This is a genomic window from Variovorax sp. FW305-3-2-15-B-LB1, assembly GCF_058787635.1.
In genome coordinates, this window is sequence record NZ_JBYSZY010000017.1 from 53257 (window position 1) to 68410 (window position 15154).

General features: G+C 68.9%; 16 protein-coding genes. 12 read left to right on the forward strand and 4 right to left on the reverse strand.

Annotated features, from left to right (window positions below; translation table 11 throughout):
• The first annotated feature begins 76 nt into the window (after positions 1–76).
• From AC3WQR_RS13275 to AC3WQR_RS13300, 6 genes are all read left to right on the forward strand, one after another.
• Positions 77–1111, forward strand: coding sequence for a putative 2-aminoethylphosphonate ABC transporter substrate-binding protein (locus AC3WQR_RS13275; RefSeq protein WP_095948258.1), 1035 nt, complete (start codon positions 77–79; stop codon positions 1109–1111).
• Between the two features lie 22 nt (positions 1112–1133).
• Positions 1134–2207, forward strand: a complete 1074-nt coding sequence (locus tag AC3WQR_RS13280) for an ABC transporter ATP-binding protein (protein ID WP_070060031.1) — start codon at positions 1134–1136, stop codon at positions 2205–2207.
• Between the two features lie 324 nt (positions 2208–2531).
• Positions 2532–4241 carry a putative 2-aminoethylphosphonate ABC transporter permease subunit gene (locus AC3WQR_RS13285; protein WP_492742341.1) on the forward strand — a complete coding sequence of 570 codons (1710 nt, stop codon included), beginning with the start codon at positions 2532–2534 and terminating at the stop codon, positions 4239–4241.
• Entirely contained in the window at positions 4241–5374 is a 1134-nt protein-coding gene (locus tag AC3WQR_RS13290; protein WP_492742342.1) for a TIGR03364 family FAD-dependent oxidoreductase, read from the forward strand. Before AC3WQR_RS13285 ends, AC3WQR_RS13290 begins: the two co-directional genes overlap by 1 nt.
• 43 nt (positions 5375–5417) lie before the next feature.
• The gene (gene phnX, locus AC3WQR_RS13295) at positions 5418–6251 is read left to right on the forward strand and encodes a phosphonoacetaldehyde hydrolase (RefSeq protein WP_492742343.1); all 834 of its coding nucleotides are present in this window, start codon (positions 5418–5420) and stop codon (positions 6249–6251) included.
• An 81-nt stretch (positions 6252–6332) separates the two neighbouring features.
• Positions 6333–6482, forward strand: coding sequence for a hypothetical protein (locus AC3WQR_RS13300; protein ID WP_167394971.1), 150 nt, complete (start codon positions 6333–6335; stop codon positions 6480–6482).
• Between the two features lie 40 nt (positions 6483–6522).
• Here AC3WQR_RS13300 and AC3WQR_RS13305 read toward each other — a convergent pair whose 3' ends face one another.
• Entirely contained in the window at positions 6523–6975 is a 453-nt protein-coding gene (locus tag AC3WQR_RS13305; RefSeq protein WP_492742344.1) for a GNAT family N-acetyltransferase, read from the reverse strand.
• A 98-nt stretch (positions 6976–7073) separates the two neighbouring features.
• Here AC3WQR_RS13305 and AC3WQR_RS13310 point away from each other — a divergent pair, with 98 nt between their 5' ends.
• Complete coding sequence (locus AC3WQR_RS13310) at positions 7074–8342, forward strand: MFS transporter (RefSeq protein ID WP_492742345.1); 1269 nt, start codon at positions 7074–7076, stop codon at positions 8340–8342.
• Positions 8343–8363: 21 nt separating this feature from the next.
• On the opposite strand, the gene AC3WQR_RS13315 is transcribed toward AC3WQR_RS13310, so the two are convergent.
• Together AC3WQR_RS13315 and AC3WQR_RS13320 are read right to left on the reverse strand one after the other, a co-directional pair.
• On the reverse strand, positions 8364–8747 hold the full coding sequence (locus tag AC3WQR_RS13315) for an Imm1 family immunity protein (RefSeq protein WP_492742346.1): 384 nt from the start codon (positions 8745–8747) through the stop codon (positions 8364–8366).
• Between the two features lie 28 nt (positions 8748–8775).
• A complete protein-coding gene (locus AC3WQR_RS13320) occupies positions 8776–9165 on the reverse strand; it encodes an energy transducer TonB (RefSeq protein WP_492742347.1) in 390 nt (129 codons plus the stop codon).
• Positions 9166–9389: 224 nt separating this feature from the next.
• On the opposite strand from AC3WQR_RS13320, the gene AC3WQR_RS13325 reads away from it, so the two are divergent.
• Both AC3WQR_RS13325 and AC3WQR_RS13330 read left to right on the forward strand, forming a co-directional pair.
• On the forward strand, positions 9390–9812 hold the full coding sequence (locus AC3WQR_RS13325; protein WP_363135737.1) for a tripartite tricarboxylate transporter TctB family protein: 423 nt from the start codon (positions 9390–9392) through the stop codon (positions 9810–9812).
• A gap of 10 nt (positions 9813–9822) precedes the next feature.
• On the forward strand, positions 9823–11346 hold the full coding sequence (locus tag AC3WQR_RS13330) for a tripartite tricarboxylate transporter permease (protein ID WP_492742348.1): 1524 nt from the start codon (positions 9823–9825) through the stop codon (positions 11344–11346).
• A gap of 55 nt (positions 11347–11401) precedes the next feature.
• Here the strand turns inward: AC3WQR_RS13330 and AC3WQR_RS13335 are convergent, their stop codons facing one another.
• Entirely contained in the window at positions 11402–12820 is a 1419-nt protein-coding gene (locus AC3WQR_RS13335) for an aminotransferase-like domain-containing protein (protein WP_492742349.1), read from the reverse strand.
• Positions 12821–12919: 99 nt separating this feature from the next.
• Here AC3WQR_RS13335 and AC3WQR_RS13340 point away from each other — a divergent pair, with 99 nt between their 5' ends.
• Genes AC3WQR_RS13340 through AC3WQR_RS13350 form a run of 3 tightly spaced genes read left to right on the forward strand, consistent with a single transcriptional unit; the run spans position 12920 to position 15139 of the window.
• Positions 12920–13108: a DUF2970 domain-containing protein gene (locus AC3WQR_RS13340; protein ID WP_056573062.1), complete on the forward strand. Its 189-nt coding sequence runs from the start codon at positions 12920–12922 to the stop codon at positions 13106–13108.
• Positions 13108–13833 (forward strand): c-type cytochrome, encoded by a 726-nt coding sequence (locus tag AC3WQR_RS13345; protein WP_492742350.1) that lies wholly within the window; start codon positions 13108–13110, stop codon positions 13831–13833. The genes AC3WQR_RS13340 and AC3WQR_RS13345 overlap by 1 nt, the downstream gene beginning before the upstream one ends.
• A gap of 7 nt (positions 13834–13840) precedes the next feature.
• Positions 13841–15139: a c-type cytochrome gene (locus tag AC3WQR_RS13350; RefSeq protein ID WP_492742351.1), complete on the forward strand. Its 1299-nt coding sequence runs from the start codon at positions 13841–13843 to the stop codon at positions 15137–15139.
• The last annotated feature ends 15 nt before the right edge of the window (positions 15140–15154 follow it).

Here is a 15154-nt window from a genome sequence, read left to right on the forward strand (position 1 = left end):
GCATCGCTGCGTTCACGGCCCCGGCCGTGTTTTCTTTTTGCGTACACCGCCTGTTCTTACCTCGAGGGAATCTCCCATGCTGCATCGTCGTCTGATGTGGGCCGCCGTGCCCGCCGCCTTGTTCTCGCTGGCTTTCGCCGCCTCGGCCCAAGGCCGCACCGAGCTGCTGGTCTACACCGCGCTCGAAGCCGACCAGGTGCAGGCCTACAAGGCCGCCTTCGAAAAGGAGAACCCGGCCATCGAACTGAAGTTCGTGCGCGACTCCACCGGCATCGTGACCGCCAAGCTGCTGGCCGAAAAGGCCAACCCGCAGGCCGACGTGGTGTGGGGCCTGGCCGCCACCTCGCTGATGCTGCTGGACAAGGAAGGCATGCTCCAGCCCTACGCCCCCAAGGGCCTGGACGCCATCAAGCCCACCATGCGCGACACCGCCAACCCGCCCAAGTGGGTCGGCATGGACGTGTGGTCGTCGGCCATCTGCTTCAACACCGCCGAAGCCACGAAGAAGAACCTGCCCAAGCCCACGAGCTGGGCCGACCTGACCAACCCGGTCTACAAGGGCCAGATCACCATGCCCAACCCCGCGGCATCGGGCACCGGCTACCTCATGGTGTCGGGCTGGATCCAGATGATGGGCGAGGACAAGGCCTGGAAGTACATGGACGCGCTGCACCAGAACATCGGCGTGTACAGCCTGTCGGGCAGCAAGCCCTGCCGCCAGGCCGGCGCCGGCGAGTTCGCGCTCGGCATGTCGTTCGAATACCGCGCCAACAAGACCAAGCGCGACGGCGCGCCCATCGACATCGTGCTGCCCAAGGAAGGCCTGGGCTGGGACATGGAAGCCACCGGCATCATGAAGACCAGCAAGAAGCAGGACGCCGCCAAGGCGCTGGCCGACTGGGCCGTGACGAAGCAGGCCAACGAGCTGTACGCGAAGAACTTCGCCGTGCTCGCACTGCCGGGCATCCAGGAAAAGCTGGAGTTCGTGCCGGGCGACGTCGAGAAGCTGCTGGCCAAGAACGACTTCAACTGGGCTGCCGCGAACCGCGACCGCATCCTGACGGAATGGTCGAAGCGCTACGACGCCAAGGCCGAGAAAAAGCCGATGTGATCCGGGTTCCGGGCAGCCGCACATGACCAGCTTTCTTTCCCTTCGCGGCATCGGCAAGTCCTTTGGCGCCACGCGCGTGCTCGACGGCATCGACCTGGACATCGAGCCCGGCGAGTTCGTCTGCCTGCTCGGTCCTTCGGGCTGCGGCAAGACCACGCTGCTGCGCATCGTGTGCGGCATCGAGCGCGCCGACAGCGGGCAAATTTTGCTCGGCGGCCAGGACATCGCGGGCCTGCCGCCCGCGGCGCGCGGCTTCGGCGTGGTGTTCCAGTCGTACGCGCTGTTCCCCAACCTCACGGCGGCGCAGAACATCGCCTACGGCCTGCACCCCACGGGCGCCTTGGCGCGCGAGATGGCCAAGCGCTCGCGCGAGATGCTCGATCTTGTCGGCCTCACCGCGCATGCCGACAAGTACCCCGTGCAACTCTCGGGCGGCCAGCAGCAGCGCATCGCGCTGGCGCGCGCCCTGGCGCCCAACCCGCGCCTGCTGCTGCTCGACGAGCCGCTCTCCGCGCTCGACGCGCAGGTGCGCGCCACGCTGCGCAGCGAAATCCGCGCGCTGCAAAAGCGCCTGGGCATCGTCACCATCATGGTCACGCACGACCAGGAAGAAGCCCTCTCGATGGCCGACCGCGTGGTGCTGATGCACAACGGCCGCATCGAGCAGGCCGGCACGCCCGACGAGCTGTACCGCAAGCCACGCACCCGCTTCGTGGCGGGTTTCGTGGGCCGCATGAACATGCTGCCCGCCACCGTGCTGGCCGACGGCAAGGTGCGCGTGCGCGACAGCGAACTGTTCTGCGCGCCCGGCAGCCTCAGCGTGGGTTCGCAGGCCACCGTGGGCATCCGCCCCGAGCATGTGGTGGTGAAGCGCTTCGGTTCCGAACTCGGCACCAACAGCTTCGCCGCGCGCCTGCTCGACACCGAGTTCTTCGGCAACCGCACCTCGGCCCGCCTGGCCTGCGAGCCGCTGGGCATCGAGATCGAGGCCGAACTGCCCGCCGATGCACGCAGCGGCGGCGAAGAGCCGCTGGTGCCCAGCAGCATGGTGCACATCCAGCTTCCCTTGAACGCGCTGTCGGTCCTGGCGCAATGAAATGACATCGGGCTTGTCGGTGCCTTGTCGTTGGGAGCGCAGTCCTTCAGGGCGCGCTCCCGCCGACGGGGTACCTTGCTCCGCGAATGTCCCCCGCCCTTCGGGCTCCTCCTTGATTTCGCTGGGCAAGGCACCCCATCGACGTGAGCGTTGTCAGCAGCGGTCGTTGATCGGCTGCGAATGCAGAGCGTGCCCTGGTGCGCAGGGCACTGGGTGCTCCCCGCAGCGAAATCAAGGAGGAGGGCGAAGCCCGGGGGACATTCGCGGAGGGGAGTACCCGGTGTCCTGTGCACGCGCCCCGAACAACGAAACAAGAAGAACAACATGAGCACTCCCTCCGAAGCCCTCGCCCCGATCGCAATACCGCGCACGATGCACTTCGACCGCGAACGCTGGCTCACCGGCGCCGCCGTGCTGCTCGTCGTGCTGCTGCTCGTCGTGATCGTCGCGCTCCCCGTAGGCGCGCTCGTCGGCCAGAGCTTCTACGACCGCGCAGGCAACTTCGTCGGCCTGACCAACTTCGCGCGCTACCTCGAGAGCCCCGCGCTCGTGCAGTCGGCCTTCAACAGCGTGCTGCTCGCGGTGATCAGCGCCGTGCTGTGCACCGCCATCGCCTATGTGTACGCCTACGGCCTCACGCTCTCGTGCATGCCCGCCAAGGGCCTGCTGCGTGCCGTGGCGCTCATGCCGCTGCTCGCGCCCTCGCTGCTGCCGGCCATCAGCCTGATCTACCTGTTCGGCAACCAGGGCCTGTTCAAGGGGCTGCTGGGCGACCTGTCGATCTACGGCCCGCTGGGCATCGTGCTCGGCTCGGTGTTCTGGACGCTGCCGCATGCGTTGCTGATCCTCACCACCGCCATGGCCACGTCCGACGGGCGTTTGTACGAAGCCGCGCAGACGCTGGGCGCTTCGCGCTGGCGCATCTTCCGCACCGTCACGCTGCCCTCGTCGCGCTACGGCCTCATCGTGGCTGCGATGGTCGTGTTCGTGCTCGTCATCACCGACTTCGGCGTGCCCAAGGTCGTGGGCGGCCAGACCGGCGTGCTCGCGACCGACATCTACAAGCAGGTGGTCGGCCAGCAGAACTTCCAGATGGGCGCGGTGGTCGGCCTCGTGCTGCTGATTCCGGCCGTGCTGTCGTTCCTCGTCGAGCGGCGCGTGCGCCGCAAGCAGGCCGCGGCGCTGTCGGCGCGCGCCACGCCCTACCAGCCCGAGCCGGTGAAATCGCGCGACCGCGCACTGCTCGTGTTCTGCACGCTCACCGCCATCGCCATCGTCGTGATGATCGGCATGGCCGTGTTCGCCTCGCTCGCCAGCTACTGGCCCTACAAGCTCACGCCCTCGCTGAAGAACTACGACTTCAGCAACATGGACGGCGGCGGCTGGGGCAGCTACGGCAACTCGCTGCGCCTGGCGCTGTGTGCGGCCGTGGCGGGCGCGCTCGCCACCTTCGTGTCGGCCTACTTCGTGGAGAAGCCGCGCCACTTCGGCCTGATGCGCGAGCTGCTGAACCTGCTGGCCAACCTGCCGCTCGCGGTGCCGGGGCTCGTGCTCGGCGTGGGCTACATCTTCTTCTTCAACTCGGCGGCGAACCCGCTGCACGGGCTGTACGGCGGCATGGCGATCCTCGTGATCTGCACCGTGGCGCACTTCTTCTCGGTGGCGCACCTCACCTCGCTCACCGCGCTGCGCCAGCTCGACCGCGAGTACGAGCTGGTGTCCGAGTCGATGGGCGTGCCGTTCTGGCGCACGCTGTGGCGCGTGCACCTGCCGGTGGCGCTGCCCACCGTGCTCAACGTGGCCGGCTACTTCTTCGTCAACGCGATGACCACCGTGTCGGCCGTCGTGTTCCTCTATTCGCCGCAGACCACGCTGGCCGCCATCGCCGTGCTCAACATGGACGACGCCGGCGACGTGGCACCCGCCGCCGCCATGGCCTCGCTCATCATGCTCACGGCCGCCGTCGGCCGCGGCCTGTTCGCGCTGGCCGGGCACTGGGCGCTGAAGCGCACGCAAGCCTGGAGACAACGTTGATGAACCCCAGCATGTCCGTCGACAGCTTCGACGTGATCGTGGTCGGCGCCGGCATCGTCGGCCTGGCCCATGCCTACACCGCCGCGCAGCGCGGCCTGCGCGTGTGCGTGGTCGAGCGCGATGCCGCGTGCCTGGGCGCATCGATCCGCAACTTCGGCTTCATCACCGTCACCGGCCAGGCGCCGGGCGACATGTGGCGCCGCGCCATGCATTCACGCGACGTGTGGCAAGCCATCGCGCCGCAGGCCTGCATCGACATCGTGCACCGCCACCTCTGGCTCGCGGCCTACCGCCCCGAGGCGCATGCCGTGCTCGAAGCCTTCCTGCGCACGCCGATGGCCGAGGCTTGCGCACTCATCGACGCCACCGATGCCCAGGCGAGGGCGCCGGGCCTCAACCTCGCGCAGGCGCGCTCGGTGCTGTTCAGCCCGCACGAGTTGCGCGTCGAATCGCGCACCGCCGTCGGCCTGCTCGCGCGCTGGCTGGCCGAGGCGCACGGCGTCGTGTTCCGCTTCGGCGAGACCGTGCACGAGGTCGAAACCCCGCGCGTGCGCACCTCGCGCGGCACCCTGCGCGGCGAGCGCGTGGTGGTCTGCACCAACACCGAGCTGCACGGCCTGTTCGCCGGCCGCATCGCCGCGCACGACCTCACGCTGTGCCGCCTGCAGATGCTGCGCGTGCAGCCCGAAGCGGGCTTTCGGCTGCCGGGCGCGGTCATGACCGACCTGAGCCTCGTGCGCTACGAGGGCTACAGCCGCTTGCCCGAAGCGGCGGCGCTGCGCGCGCGGCTGATGCAGGAAGAAAGCGCATCGCTCGACCACGGCATCCACCTCATCGTCGTGCAGAGCGCCGACGGCTCGCTCGTGGTCGGCGACTCGCACCACTACGGCGACGCGCCCGAGCCCTTCGCCATCGAGGCGGTCGACCAGCTCATCCTGCGCCACCTGCGCAGCACGCTCGACCTCGAGACCGCGCAGGTCACCGAACGCTGGACCGGCGTGTACCCGTCGTCGAAGACCACACCTTGCGTGATCGACGCGCCCGACGACGCCACGCGCGTGGTGCTGGTCACCAGCGGCAGCGGCGCGAGCACCGGCTTCGGCATTGCCGCCGACGTGTTCGACGCGTGGTGAGAACGACCGCCCCTTTCTTCATTCTTCTTCTTCTTTCCTCGCCATGAACGCCCACCCTCATGCCAGGCTGCAGGCCGTCGTCTTCGACTGGGCCGGCACCATCCTCGACTTCGGTTCCTGCGCGCCCATGGGCGCCTTCGTGAAGCTGTTCGCACAGTTCGGCATCGACATCACCATCGACGAGGCGCGCGCCCCGATGGGCATGGCCAAGTGGGACCACATCAAGGCCCTGGGCACGCAGCCGCGTATCGCCGCGCAGTGGGAAGCCAGGCACGGCCATGCCTTCAGCGACGCCGACGTCGACCGCCTGTACGAGGTGTTCACGCCGATGAACGCGGCCAGCGTGCGTGACCACACCGACTTCATTCCGGGCGCGATCGAGGCCGTCCACGCGGCGCGCGAGCGCGGCCTGAAGATCGGTTCGACCACCGGCTACAACCGCCCGATCATGGACGTCGTCACGCCGCTCGCCGCAGCCGGCGGCTACGAGCCCGACAACCTCGTGTGCGCGGGCGACCTCGCGGCGGGGCGCCCGTCGCCGCTCATGATGTACCGCTGCTTCGCGGACCTCGGCGTGTGGCCGCCGCACACCGTCGTCAAGGTCGACGACACCGGCGTGGGCCTGCAGGAAGGCCTCAACGCCGGCACCTGGGCCGTCGGCGTGTCGGTCAGCGGCAACGTCAACGGCCTGACGCTGGCCGAGTGGCAGGCGCTCGACGCCGACAGCCAGCAGGCCCGCCGCGCCCGCGCCACCGCCGAGCTGCAGGCCGCCGGCGCGCACTATGTGATCGACAGCGTGGCCGACCTGCCGAACGTGCTCGAAGACATCGAGCGCCGCCTGCAGGCCGGCGAGCGGCCGGAAGTCCTTTTGCGCTGAAGCAGAAAGCTCGCTTTACCGACGGTGGCTGGCGCTGCCGTCCGACTTGACGCGCCACTTCGCGGGCTTAGCATGCGCCGCATGCGAAGCACAGCCTTTGTTCTTCTGCTCTGTCTCGGCCTGCTGACCGCGGCCTGCGACGGCAAGCGCAAGCCCGGCATTCCGATGCCGAAGGCCTTCTTGTCGTCGAGCGTCGTGGTGGTGATGGCACCTGCGCCGTTCGTGGGTTGAGGCTGCCGGAGCGTTCAGCGCACCGGCCGCGGCGAACGTCTCAGGACGGGACGTACGCCAGCACTTCATCGCCCGCCGCATCGAAGGCCCCCGTGGGCTTCCAGCCCAGGTGCCGGTAGAAGCCATGCGAGCGCACCCGCGGATCGGGCGAGCAGCCCAGGAAGAGCCGCTGGAAGCCCAGCCCCTTGAACTCTTCGACCATCAGCGCGAGCAGCGCCTTGCCGATGCCTTGGCCTTCGTACGCAGGCAGCAGCGCCAGCACGCCGATCTCGCCGGTGTCCCGCTCGCCGAAGCAGTAGCCGGCCAACGTGCCATCGACGAGCGCAACGTAGCCGGGCAGGGAGCCGTCGGCGATGCCGGCTTGCCAGCTCTCCAGAGTGATGCCGAGCGCCTCGAGCTCGGCGACGGAGAAGGCGTTCTCTCGCGTGCGGCCGCGCAGGTCGAGGCACGCGGGAGTGTCTTCGGGAATGGCTTGTCTGTAGGTGATGGGCATGCGTCGGGTGCTCGAGGGCACGCGCAGCAGGCGGCGCGGCCTTCCGCGAGAATGCCACACGACGTGCGCCACCCGATGCACGCGTGGAGACAAGAAGAATGAAGACGACCCCAGAGACAACCATCGTCCACCAGCCCGACTCGCGCTACGCCATGGTGCGCCTGGCGCTCACGCTGCTGGTCATGACGGTCGGCAGCAGCGGCATGTACGTGGTGTCGGTCATGCTGCCCGCGGTGCAGGCCGAGTTCGGCGTGGCGCGCGCCGATGCCTCCATGCCCTACACGCTGCTGATGCTGGGCTTCGGTTTCGGCGGCGTGCTCATGGGCAAGCTGGCCGACCGCATCGGCGTGATGAAGCCGCTGCTGATGGGCTCGGTCTTCCTGGCCGCCGGCTACATCGCCACGGGCCTGTCGGAAGGCATCGTGTCCTTCACCGTCGCGCAGGCGCTGCTGGTCGGCCTGCTCGGCAGCTCGGTGGCCTTTGCGCCGCTGGTGGCCGACACCTCGCTGTGGTTCGTCAAGCGGCGCGGCATCGCGGTGGCGGTGTGCGCCAGCGGCAACTACCTCGCGGGCGCCGTGTGGCCGCCCATCGCGCAGCACTTCGTCGAGCAGGTGGGCTGGCGCCAGACCTACATCGGCATGGGCATCTTCTGCGGCGTGACGATGGCGCTGCTGGCGCTGTTCTTCCGCGCACGGCCGCCCGCACTGGCCGAGGTGGCGCCGGTGTCGCAGGTGGCGGGCAGCACCCTGGTGCGCGACATGACACGGCCCTTCGGCCTGAGCATGGGCACGGCGCAGGGTCTGCTGTGCGTGGCGGGCGTGGCCTGCTGCGTGGCGATGGCGATGCCGCAGGTGCACATCGTGGCCTACTGCGGCGACCTGGGCTACGGCCCGGCGCAGGGCGCGATGATGCTGTCGCTGATGCTGGGCTTCGGCATCGTGAGCCGGCTGGTGTCGGGCGCCATCTGCGACCGCATCGGCGGGCTGCGCACGCTGATGCTGGGCGGCGTGCTGCAGTGCGTGGCGCTGCTGCTGTTCCTGCCCTTCGACGGGCTGGTGCCGCTGTACGTGATCTCGGCGCTGTTCGGCCTGTTCCAGGGCGGCATCGTGCCCTCGTACGCGATCATCGTGCGCGAGCACTTCCCGCCCAAGGAAGCCGGCGCGCGCGTGGGCACGGTGCTGATGTTCACGCTGTTCGGCATGGCGCTGGGCGGCTGGATGTCGGGCAAGGTGTTCGACCTGACGGGCAGCTACCACGCGGCCTTTTTGAACGGCATCGGATGGAACCTGGTGAACGTGAGCATCGCGGCGTTCCTGCTGTTCAGGGTGAGCCGGATGCGGCGGGGTGGGGTGGCGGTGGCGGCTTGAGGCCGAGAAAGATCGCGCCGCCTAGCTCTCGCACCACGTGATCGATTCGGGCCGCGCGCCGTCGCGGTCGCGGAAATCGACGAGGGCCTGAAGGCACTGTGCAAGATCGATGCACCACGCGCGCGGGTACTCGTCGACCTGTCCGTTGCCCAGCGTGAAGACTTCCACGCCCGGCCGGTGCGTGTCGCCCACCGACCTGAAGCCGCTGTCGCCCGGCTCCCACAGGTACATGAGCCAGGCGCTCTCGCCGTTGCGCAGCATGCACATCGAAGGGCCGTCCGGCACGCTGACCCACAACTCGAACCGGGAGGTCGACTGGATCAGATCGAGCGCACGGGCCCATGGGCCCGGCGCCGAAATGTCCAGCGAGCGATCGTCGAGCGTCATCTGAATCACGTGCGGCATCTCGTGTCTTGCGTCCGGACGGGCGTTCCTAATTCATCGTCGGCTGCTGCGGCGGCGACGTGATGAAGAACCGGATCGGCACCTCCCGCCACACCACCGTCCCATCGTCCGGCGTCGGCTTGAATCGCCATTTGCGGACGGTCTCGACGGCCGAGCGGTCCAGCCGTGCATGGCCGCTCGATTCCTTCACCTCGACGCTCGCGGGCAGGCCGTCCGGCGTGGTGCGCACGCGCAGCAGCACCATGCCTTGCTCCCCGTTCATCCGCGATTCGGCCGGGTAGGGCGCGTTCGGGTTGGGGGGCTGCGGCGACCATTCGCCGGGCGCCGGCGGCGGCGGTGCCGCGCAGGCGGCGAGCAGCGCGGCGGTGGTGGCGACCGCCAGGAGCGCGTGTCGGGGAGCGTGGCGTGGTGTCTTCATCGGTGTTCCGCAATCCTTCGAAAGGAGGCCCCGCGCATTGTGACCCGGGCGCGTTCGCCGCCTTCGCGCCCGGTACGTAGTTCCCCTCGCGGCGTCGTCAGATTCCGATCAGCTTGCAAAAAGAGCATCGATCCGTCCGGAACTTCCCTCCGGACGGAGACACGTCCGCACCGGTTTTGCCGGTCGCGGGCGCATTCGAATCACAACATTCCGTGAGCGTATGAATGAAAAATAGAAACCTTGTCAGAGGTCTGTTCCTCATGGCGATCGCGCTGGGCTTCGGCCTGACCGCGCTGCGCTATCCCATCGGCGACTTCAGCCGGGCGGGGCCGGGCCTGTTCCCCGTGATGGTGAGCAGCCTGCTGCTGCTGATCGGCGTGGCCACCGTGGTCCGGTCGTTCGTGGTGGCGCCGGTGACGCTGGACCTGAACTTCAAGAACATCGGACTCATCCTGTCGAGCCTGTGCGGGTTCGCGCTGATCTCGATGTACGTGAACATGATCGCGGGCATCGTCTTCATGGTGTTCTGTTCGGCCTTCGCGGGCAGTTCCAACTCGTGGCTGCGCAACGTGAAGATCTCGGCGGGCCTGATCGCCATGGCGCTGGCGCTGCAGAAGCTGCTCGGCCTGAACCTGCCGCTGTTCTGAGGCCACGACCATGACGGAAGTCCTGAACAACCTGGCGTTCGGTTTCTCGCACGCCCTGACACTGCACAACCTGATGTACTGCGCCATCGGCTGCACGGTGGGCACGCTGGTCGGCCTGCTGCCGGGCCTGGGACCGCTGGCCACCATCAGCCTGCTGCTGCCGCTGACGTACTCGATTCCCACCACCGGCGCGCTGATCATGCTGGCCGGCATCTACTACGGTGCGCAGTACGGCGACAGCGTGAGCGCGATCACGATGAAGATCCCGCACGCCAGCAGCATCGTGGCCTGCATCGACGGCTACGCGATGACGCTCAAGGGCAAGACGGGCCTGGCGCTGTTCACGGCGGGCTTCTCCAGCTTCATCGGCGGCACGGTCGCGATCCTGGTGCTGTCGTTCCTGGCGCCGACGCTGGGCGAGGTGGCCTTCCTGTTCGGCCCGGCGGACTACGTCGCGATGATGCTGGTGGGCTTCGTGTGCGTGAGCTTCGTGACCACGGGCAGCCTGCTGAACGGGCTGGCGATGTGCATGATCGGCGTGCTGCTGGGCACCATCGGCACCGACGTGAACAGCGGCATGGCGCGCTTCACGATGGACATGCCGTTCCTGACCGACGGCGTGGGCATCGTGAGCATCGCGCTGGGCTGCTTCGGCATCGCCGAGATCACGAAGAACCTCGACTCGCGCGAGGAGCGCTCGCCTTTCAACGGCAAGATCAACCTCATCCCGACCTGGGCGGAGTTCAAGCGGATCATTCCGAGCGCGCTGCGCGGCAGCGTGGTCGGCTCCATCCTGGGCATCCTGCCCGGCGGCGGCCCGACCATTGCGCAGTTCGCGGCGTACGCGCTGGACAAGAAGGTCAGCAAGTACAAGCACGAGATCGGCACCGGCTGCATCGAGGGCGTGGCCGGCCAGGCGGCGGCCGACGAGGCGGCGGCGCGCACGAGCTTCATTCCGCTCATGAGCATCGGCATTCCCGAGAACGCGGTCATGGCGCTGATGCTGGCGGCCTTCATCATCAAGGGCATCCAGCCGGGCCCGAACATGATCGCCAGCCACCCCGAGCTGTTCTGGGGCCTGGTGGCCAGCATGTGGATCGGCAACGTGTTCCTGCTGGTGCTGAACGTGCCGCTGGTGCGTTACTGGCTGTCGGTGTTCAAGATCCCGTACAGCGTGCTGTTCCCGTCGATCCTGTTCTTCTGCTGCATCGGCACCTACAGCGTGAACAACAACCTGCAGGACGTGTTCATCACCGCCGCGTTCGGCTTCATGGGCTACATGTTCATGCGGCTGGAGCTCGACGCCGCGCCGCTCATGCTGGGCTTCATCCTCGGGCCGATGCTCGAGGAGAACTTCCGCCGCGCGATGCTGCTCAGCCGCGGCGGCTTCGGCACCTTCGTCTCGCGGCCTATCAGCGGCACGCTGCTGGGGCTGATCGCGATCTTCGTGGTGTGGCAGCTGGTGGCGTTCGTGCTGCAGGCGCGCAAGAAGAACAGGGCGCGGGCTGCAGTCGCGCTGGAACCGCAAGAGTAGCTCGACAGGCCCGGACAACGCCCGCCCCTTCGGCGGGCGTTGTCGTTTCAGCTCGCTAGCTCGCTTGTGCCACCAGCCGCCCCAGCGTCTGCAGGGCCTGCTCGCTGTGCGCGTCCCACGCGTGGCCGTAGTTCAGCCGCAGGCAGTTCGAGAACGCACGCGTGGCCGAGAAGATCGGGCCGGGCGCGACGCTGATGCCGCGCTCCAGCGCCAGGCGATGGATCTCCAGCGCATCCACCTGCGGCGGCAGTTCCACCCACAGGAAGTACCCGCCCAACGGCCGCGTGGCGCGCGTGCCCGCCGGAAAGTAATGCCCCACGGCCTGCGTGAAGCTGGCCTGCTGCATCGCGAGCGTCTGGCGCAGCTTGCGCAGGTGCTTGTCGAAGCCGCCCTTCTCGAGGTAGTCGGCCAGCGCCAACTGCGCGGGCACCGAGGTGCTGAGCGTGGTCGTGAGCTTCTGGCGCGCCACCTTGCGCGCGAAGCGCCCGGCCGAGGCCCAGCCGATGCGGTAGCCGGGCGCGAGGCTTTTCGAGAATGACGAGCAGTGCAGCACCAGCCCCTGCGTGTCGAAGGCCTTGGCCGGCGGCGGGCGGCGCTCGCCGAAGTAGAGCTCGGCGTACACGTCGTCCTCGATCAGCGGCAACTCATGGCGCGCGAGCAGTTCGACCAGCGCCTTCTTCTTCGCATCGGGCATGAGGCTGCCCAGCGGGTTCTGGAAGGTGGTCATGAGCCAGCAGGCGGTCGGCTTGTGTGCGGCGATGGCCTGCGCCAGCGCGTCGAGGTCGATGCCTTCGCCCGGGTGCGTCGGCACCTCGATGGCGCGCAGGCCCATGCGTTCGAGCGCCTGGAGCGCGGCATAGAAGGTGGGCGACTCGACGATCACCGCGTCACCGGGCCGCGTCACGGCCGAGAGGCACAGGTTGAGCGCCTCGAGCGCGCCGTTGGTGACCACGATCTCCTCGGCCGGCACCGGCAGGCCGTCGGCCAGGTAGCGCAGCGCGATCTGCCGGCGCAGGGCCGCGCTGCCGGGCGTGAGGTCGTCCACGGTGCGCCACGGGTCCAGCGCCTTGGCGCTGGCGGCCATGAACTGGCCCAGCCGCGCCAGCGGAAACAGCAGCGGGCTCGGAAAGGCCGAGCCGAAGGGCACGACCTGGCGCGACATGCTGGCTTCGAGGATGTCGAACACCTGGTCGCTCACCTCGAGCGCGCGCGGGCCTTCGGCCGGGCGCGAGGTCAGGGTGGTCTCGGGCGGCGCGTCGCGCAGGCCGCCGCCGGCCACGTAGTAGCCCGAGCGGTCGCGCGCGCGCACCAGCCCGCGCGCCTCCAGCAGGTAGTAGGCTTGGAACACGGTGGAGGCGCTCACGCCGCGGCTGCTGCCCGTGTGGCGCACGGAGGGCAGGCGGTCGCCGGTCTTGAGGGTGCCGTTGCGGATCGAGGCCTCGATGTCCGAGGCCAGGGCTTCATAACGCTTCATCGGGGGGCCGTTGTCATTCGCGGGGACTCTAATCTGATATGGTGAATCGAGCTGGATCTGCATCTGTTTTTTTTGACCCGTTTGCGCGACAGTGGACCCATGTTCAATCTGATGCGCGCGGTGCGCGCCGTACTCTGGAGCTTCATCGGGCTGGGCGGCCGCCGGGCCGACGCCGACAAGCGGACCGCCCAACTGGGCATCCTGCCGCTGATCGGCGTGGGGCTGTGCATGGCCCTGCTGCTGATCGCGGGCCTGCTGGCCCTGGCGCATTTCGCGGCAGGCACGTGATGAAGGCCGTGCTCCACCGGGCAGCGCTGGCCTTGGCGCTGCTGTTGCCGCTTGCGCCCATCGCCGCGCAGGCCGCCACCACCACCGTGCCCGACACCATCGAGCAGCGCGTGGCCGCCTGCATCGCCTGCCACGGGCGCGAGGGCGCCACCACCAACGCCGGCTTCTTTCCGCGCCTGGCGGGCAAGCCGGCGGGCTACCTGTTCAACCAGCTCGTGAGTTTTCGCGACGGGCGCCGTTTCAACAGCGACATGACCTACATGGTCCAGCACCTGTCGGACGACTACCTGCGCGAGATGGCCGAGTACTTCGCCAACCTGTCGCTGCCGTACGCGGCGGTCTCGCCGCAGAGCGACGCCTCGCCTGAGCAGCTGCGCCGTGGCCGGCAGCTGGCGCTCGAAGGCGACGCCGCGCGCAACATCCCGGCCTGCGTGCAGTGCCACGGCGCCGCGCTCACGGGCGTGCAGCCGGCCATTCCGGGCCTGCTGGGCCTGCCGCGGCTGTATGTGTCGTCGCAGCTCGGCGCTTGGCTCACCAAGGAGCGCCACGCGCCCGCGCCCGACTGCATGGCGCAGATCGGCCAGCGCATGACCACCGCCGACATCAACGCCGTGGCCAGCTGGCTGGCCGTGCAGCCGATGCCGGCCGACACCCGCCCGGCGGCCTCGCTGCCCGCGCCGCTGCCCGTCACCTGCGGCGGCATGCCGACCGCAGCGAAACCCTGAGAACCCGATGACTGCGCGATTGAGACATTTCGGCTGGGCCCTGCTGGGCCTGGTCACCCTGGCGGCCGTGTTGGCCGGCATCGTGCTGGCGCTGAACCTGCGCGGCGAAGACCCGCTGCCCGAACGCGCCGAAGCCTTCGAAGCCACGCCGCAACTGATCGAGCGCGGGCGCTACCTCGCGCTGGCGGGCAACTGCGCCGGCTGCCACACCACGCGCGGCGGCCAGCCCTATGCGGGCGGCGTGCCGCTCGAAACGCCCTTCGGCACCATCTACGCGACCAACCTCACGCCCGATGCGACGCACGGCATCGGCGGCTGGAGCAGCGCGCATTTCTGGCGCGCCATGCACAACGGCCGCAGCAAGGACGGGCGCCTGCTGTACCCGGCCTTCCCGTACCCGAACTTCACGCAGGTCACGCGCGAGGACTCCGACGCCCTGTACGCCTACCTGCGCAGCGTGGCGCCCGCCACCACGGAAAACAAGGCGCACCGCCTGCGCTTCCCGTACGACACGCAGGCCGCGCTCGCGGTGTGGCGCGCGCTCTCGTTCAAGCCGCAGCCCTTCGTGGCGAACGCGAACAAGCCCGCCGAATGGAACCGCGGCGCCTACCTGGTCGGCGGGCTGGGCCATTGCATCGCCTGCCACGGCAGCCGCAACTCGCTGGGCGCGACCGAAACCAAGCTCGGGCTCTCGGGCGGCCTGATCGCGGTGGAGAACTGGTACGCGCCCTCGCTGGCCGATCCGCACGAAGCCGGCGTGGCCGACTGGCCCGCGGCCGATGTCGTGGCGCTGCTCAAGAGCGGCACCGCCCCGCGTGGCTCGGTGATGGGCCCGATGGCCGACGTCGTGTTCCGCAGTACGCAGTACCTGAGCGACGCCGACCTGGGCGCCATGGCCATCTACCTGAAGGACCTGCCCGAGGCCGTGAAGAAGGACGCCCCCGAAGCAACCAAGGCCCCCGCCGCGCCGGTGCGGCGCGACGCTGGCGCGATGGTGCGCGGCGCGAAGATCTACGACCAGCGCTGCGCCTACTGCCACGGCGACCAGGGCCAGGGCGCGGCCGGTGCCTACCCACCGCTCGCCGGCAATCGCGCGGTGACGATGGCGCGGCCCACCAACCTGATCCAGGTGGTCGCGCACGGCGGCTTCCTGCCTGCCACAGCCGGCAACCCGCGCCCCTACGGCATGCCGCCGTTCGGGCACGCGCTCGACGCCACCGAGGTGGCCGAGGTGCTCACCTACATCCGCGGGTCGTGGGGCAACAACGCCGCGCCGGTCACGCAGCTGGACACGATGCGTCGCTGACGCGCACGGCGCACC

What these genes read in the sequence shown, in the direction of transcription:
- AC3WQR_RS13315 (WP_492742346.1), bottom strand. Translation starts at nt 8,747, where the DNA reads ATGCCGCACGTGATTCAGATGACGCTCGACGATCGCTCGCTGGACATT.
- AC3WQR_RS13310 (WP_492742345.1), top strand. Translation starts at nt 7,074, where the DNA reads ATGAAGACGACCCCAGAGACAACCATCGTCCACCAGCCCGACTCGCGC.
- AC3WQR_RS13345 (WP_492742350.1), top strand. Translation starts at nt 13,108, where the DNA reads ATGAAGGCCGTGCTCCACCGGGCAGCGCTGGCCTTGGCGCTGCTGTTG.
- AC3WQR_RS13330 (WP_492742348.1), top strand. Translation starts at nt 9,823, where the DNA reads ATGACGGAAGTCCTGAACAACCTGGCGTTCGGTTTCTCGCACGCCCTG.
- phnX (WP_492742343.1), top strand. Translation starts at nt 5,418, where the DNA reads ATGAACGCCCACCCTCATGCCAGGCTGCAGGCCGTCGTCTTCGACTGG.
- AC3WQR_RS13285 (WP_492742341.1), top strand. Translation starts at nt 2,532, where the DNA reads ATGAGCACTCCCTCCGAAGCCCTCGCCCCGATCGCAATACCGCGCACG.
- AC3WQR_RS13280 (WP_070060031.1), top strand. Translation starts at nt 1,134, where the DNA reads ATGACCAGCTTTCTTTCCCTTCGCGGCATCGGCAAGTCCTTTGGCGCC.
- AC3WQR_RS13350 (WP_492742351.1), top strand. Translation starts at nt 13,841, where the DNA reads ATGACTGCGCGATTGAGACATTTCGGCTGGGCCCTGCTGGGCCTGGTC.
- AC3WQR_RS13275 (WP_095948258.1), top strand. Translation starts at nt 77, where the DNA reads ATGCTGCATCGTCGTCTGATGTGGGCCGCCGTGCCCGCCGCCTTGTTC.
- AC3WQR_RS13320 (WP_492742347.1), bottom strand. Translation starts at nt 9,165, where the DNA reads ATGAAGACACCACGCCACGCTCCCCGACACGCGCTCCTGGCGGTCGCC.
- AC3WQR_RS13325 (WP_363135737.1), top strand. Translation starts at nt 9,390, where the DNA reads ATGAAAAATAGAAACCTTGTCAGAGGTCTGTTCCTCATGGCGATCGCG.
- AC3WQR_RS13305 (WP_492742344.1), bottom strand. Translation starts at nt 6,975, where the DNA reads ATGCCCATCACCTACAGACAAGCCATTCCCGAAGACACTCCCGCGTGC.
- AC3WQR_RS13335 (WP_492742349.1), bottom strand. Translation starts at nt 12,820, where the DNA reads ATGAAGCGTTATGAAGCCCTGGCCTCGGACATCGAGGCCTCGATCCGC.
- AC3WQR_RS13300 (WP_167394971.1), top strand. Translation starts at nt 6,333, where the DNA reads ATGCGAAGCACAGCCTTTGTTCTTCTGCTCTGTCTCGGCCTGCTGACC.
- AC3WQR_RS13340 (WP_056573062.1), top strand. Translation starts at nt 12,920, where the DNA reads ATGTTCAATCTGATGCGCGCGGTGCGCGCCGTACTCTGGAGCTTCATC.
- AC3WQR_RS13290 (WP_492742342.1), top strand. Translation starts at nt 4,241, where the DNA reads ATGAACCCCAGCATGTCCGTCGACAGCTTCGACGTGATCGTGGTCGGC.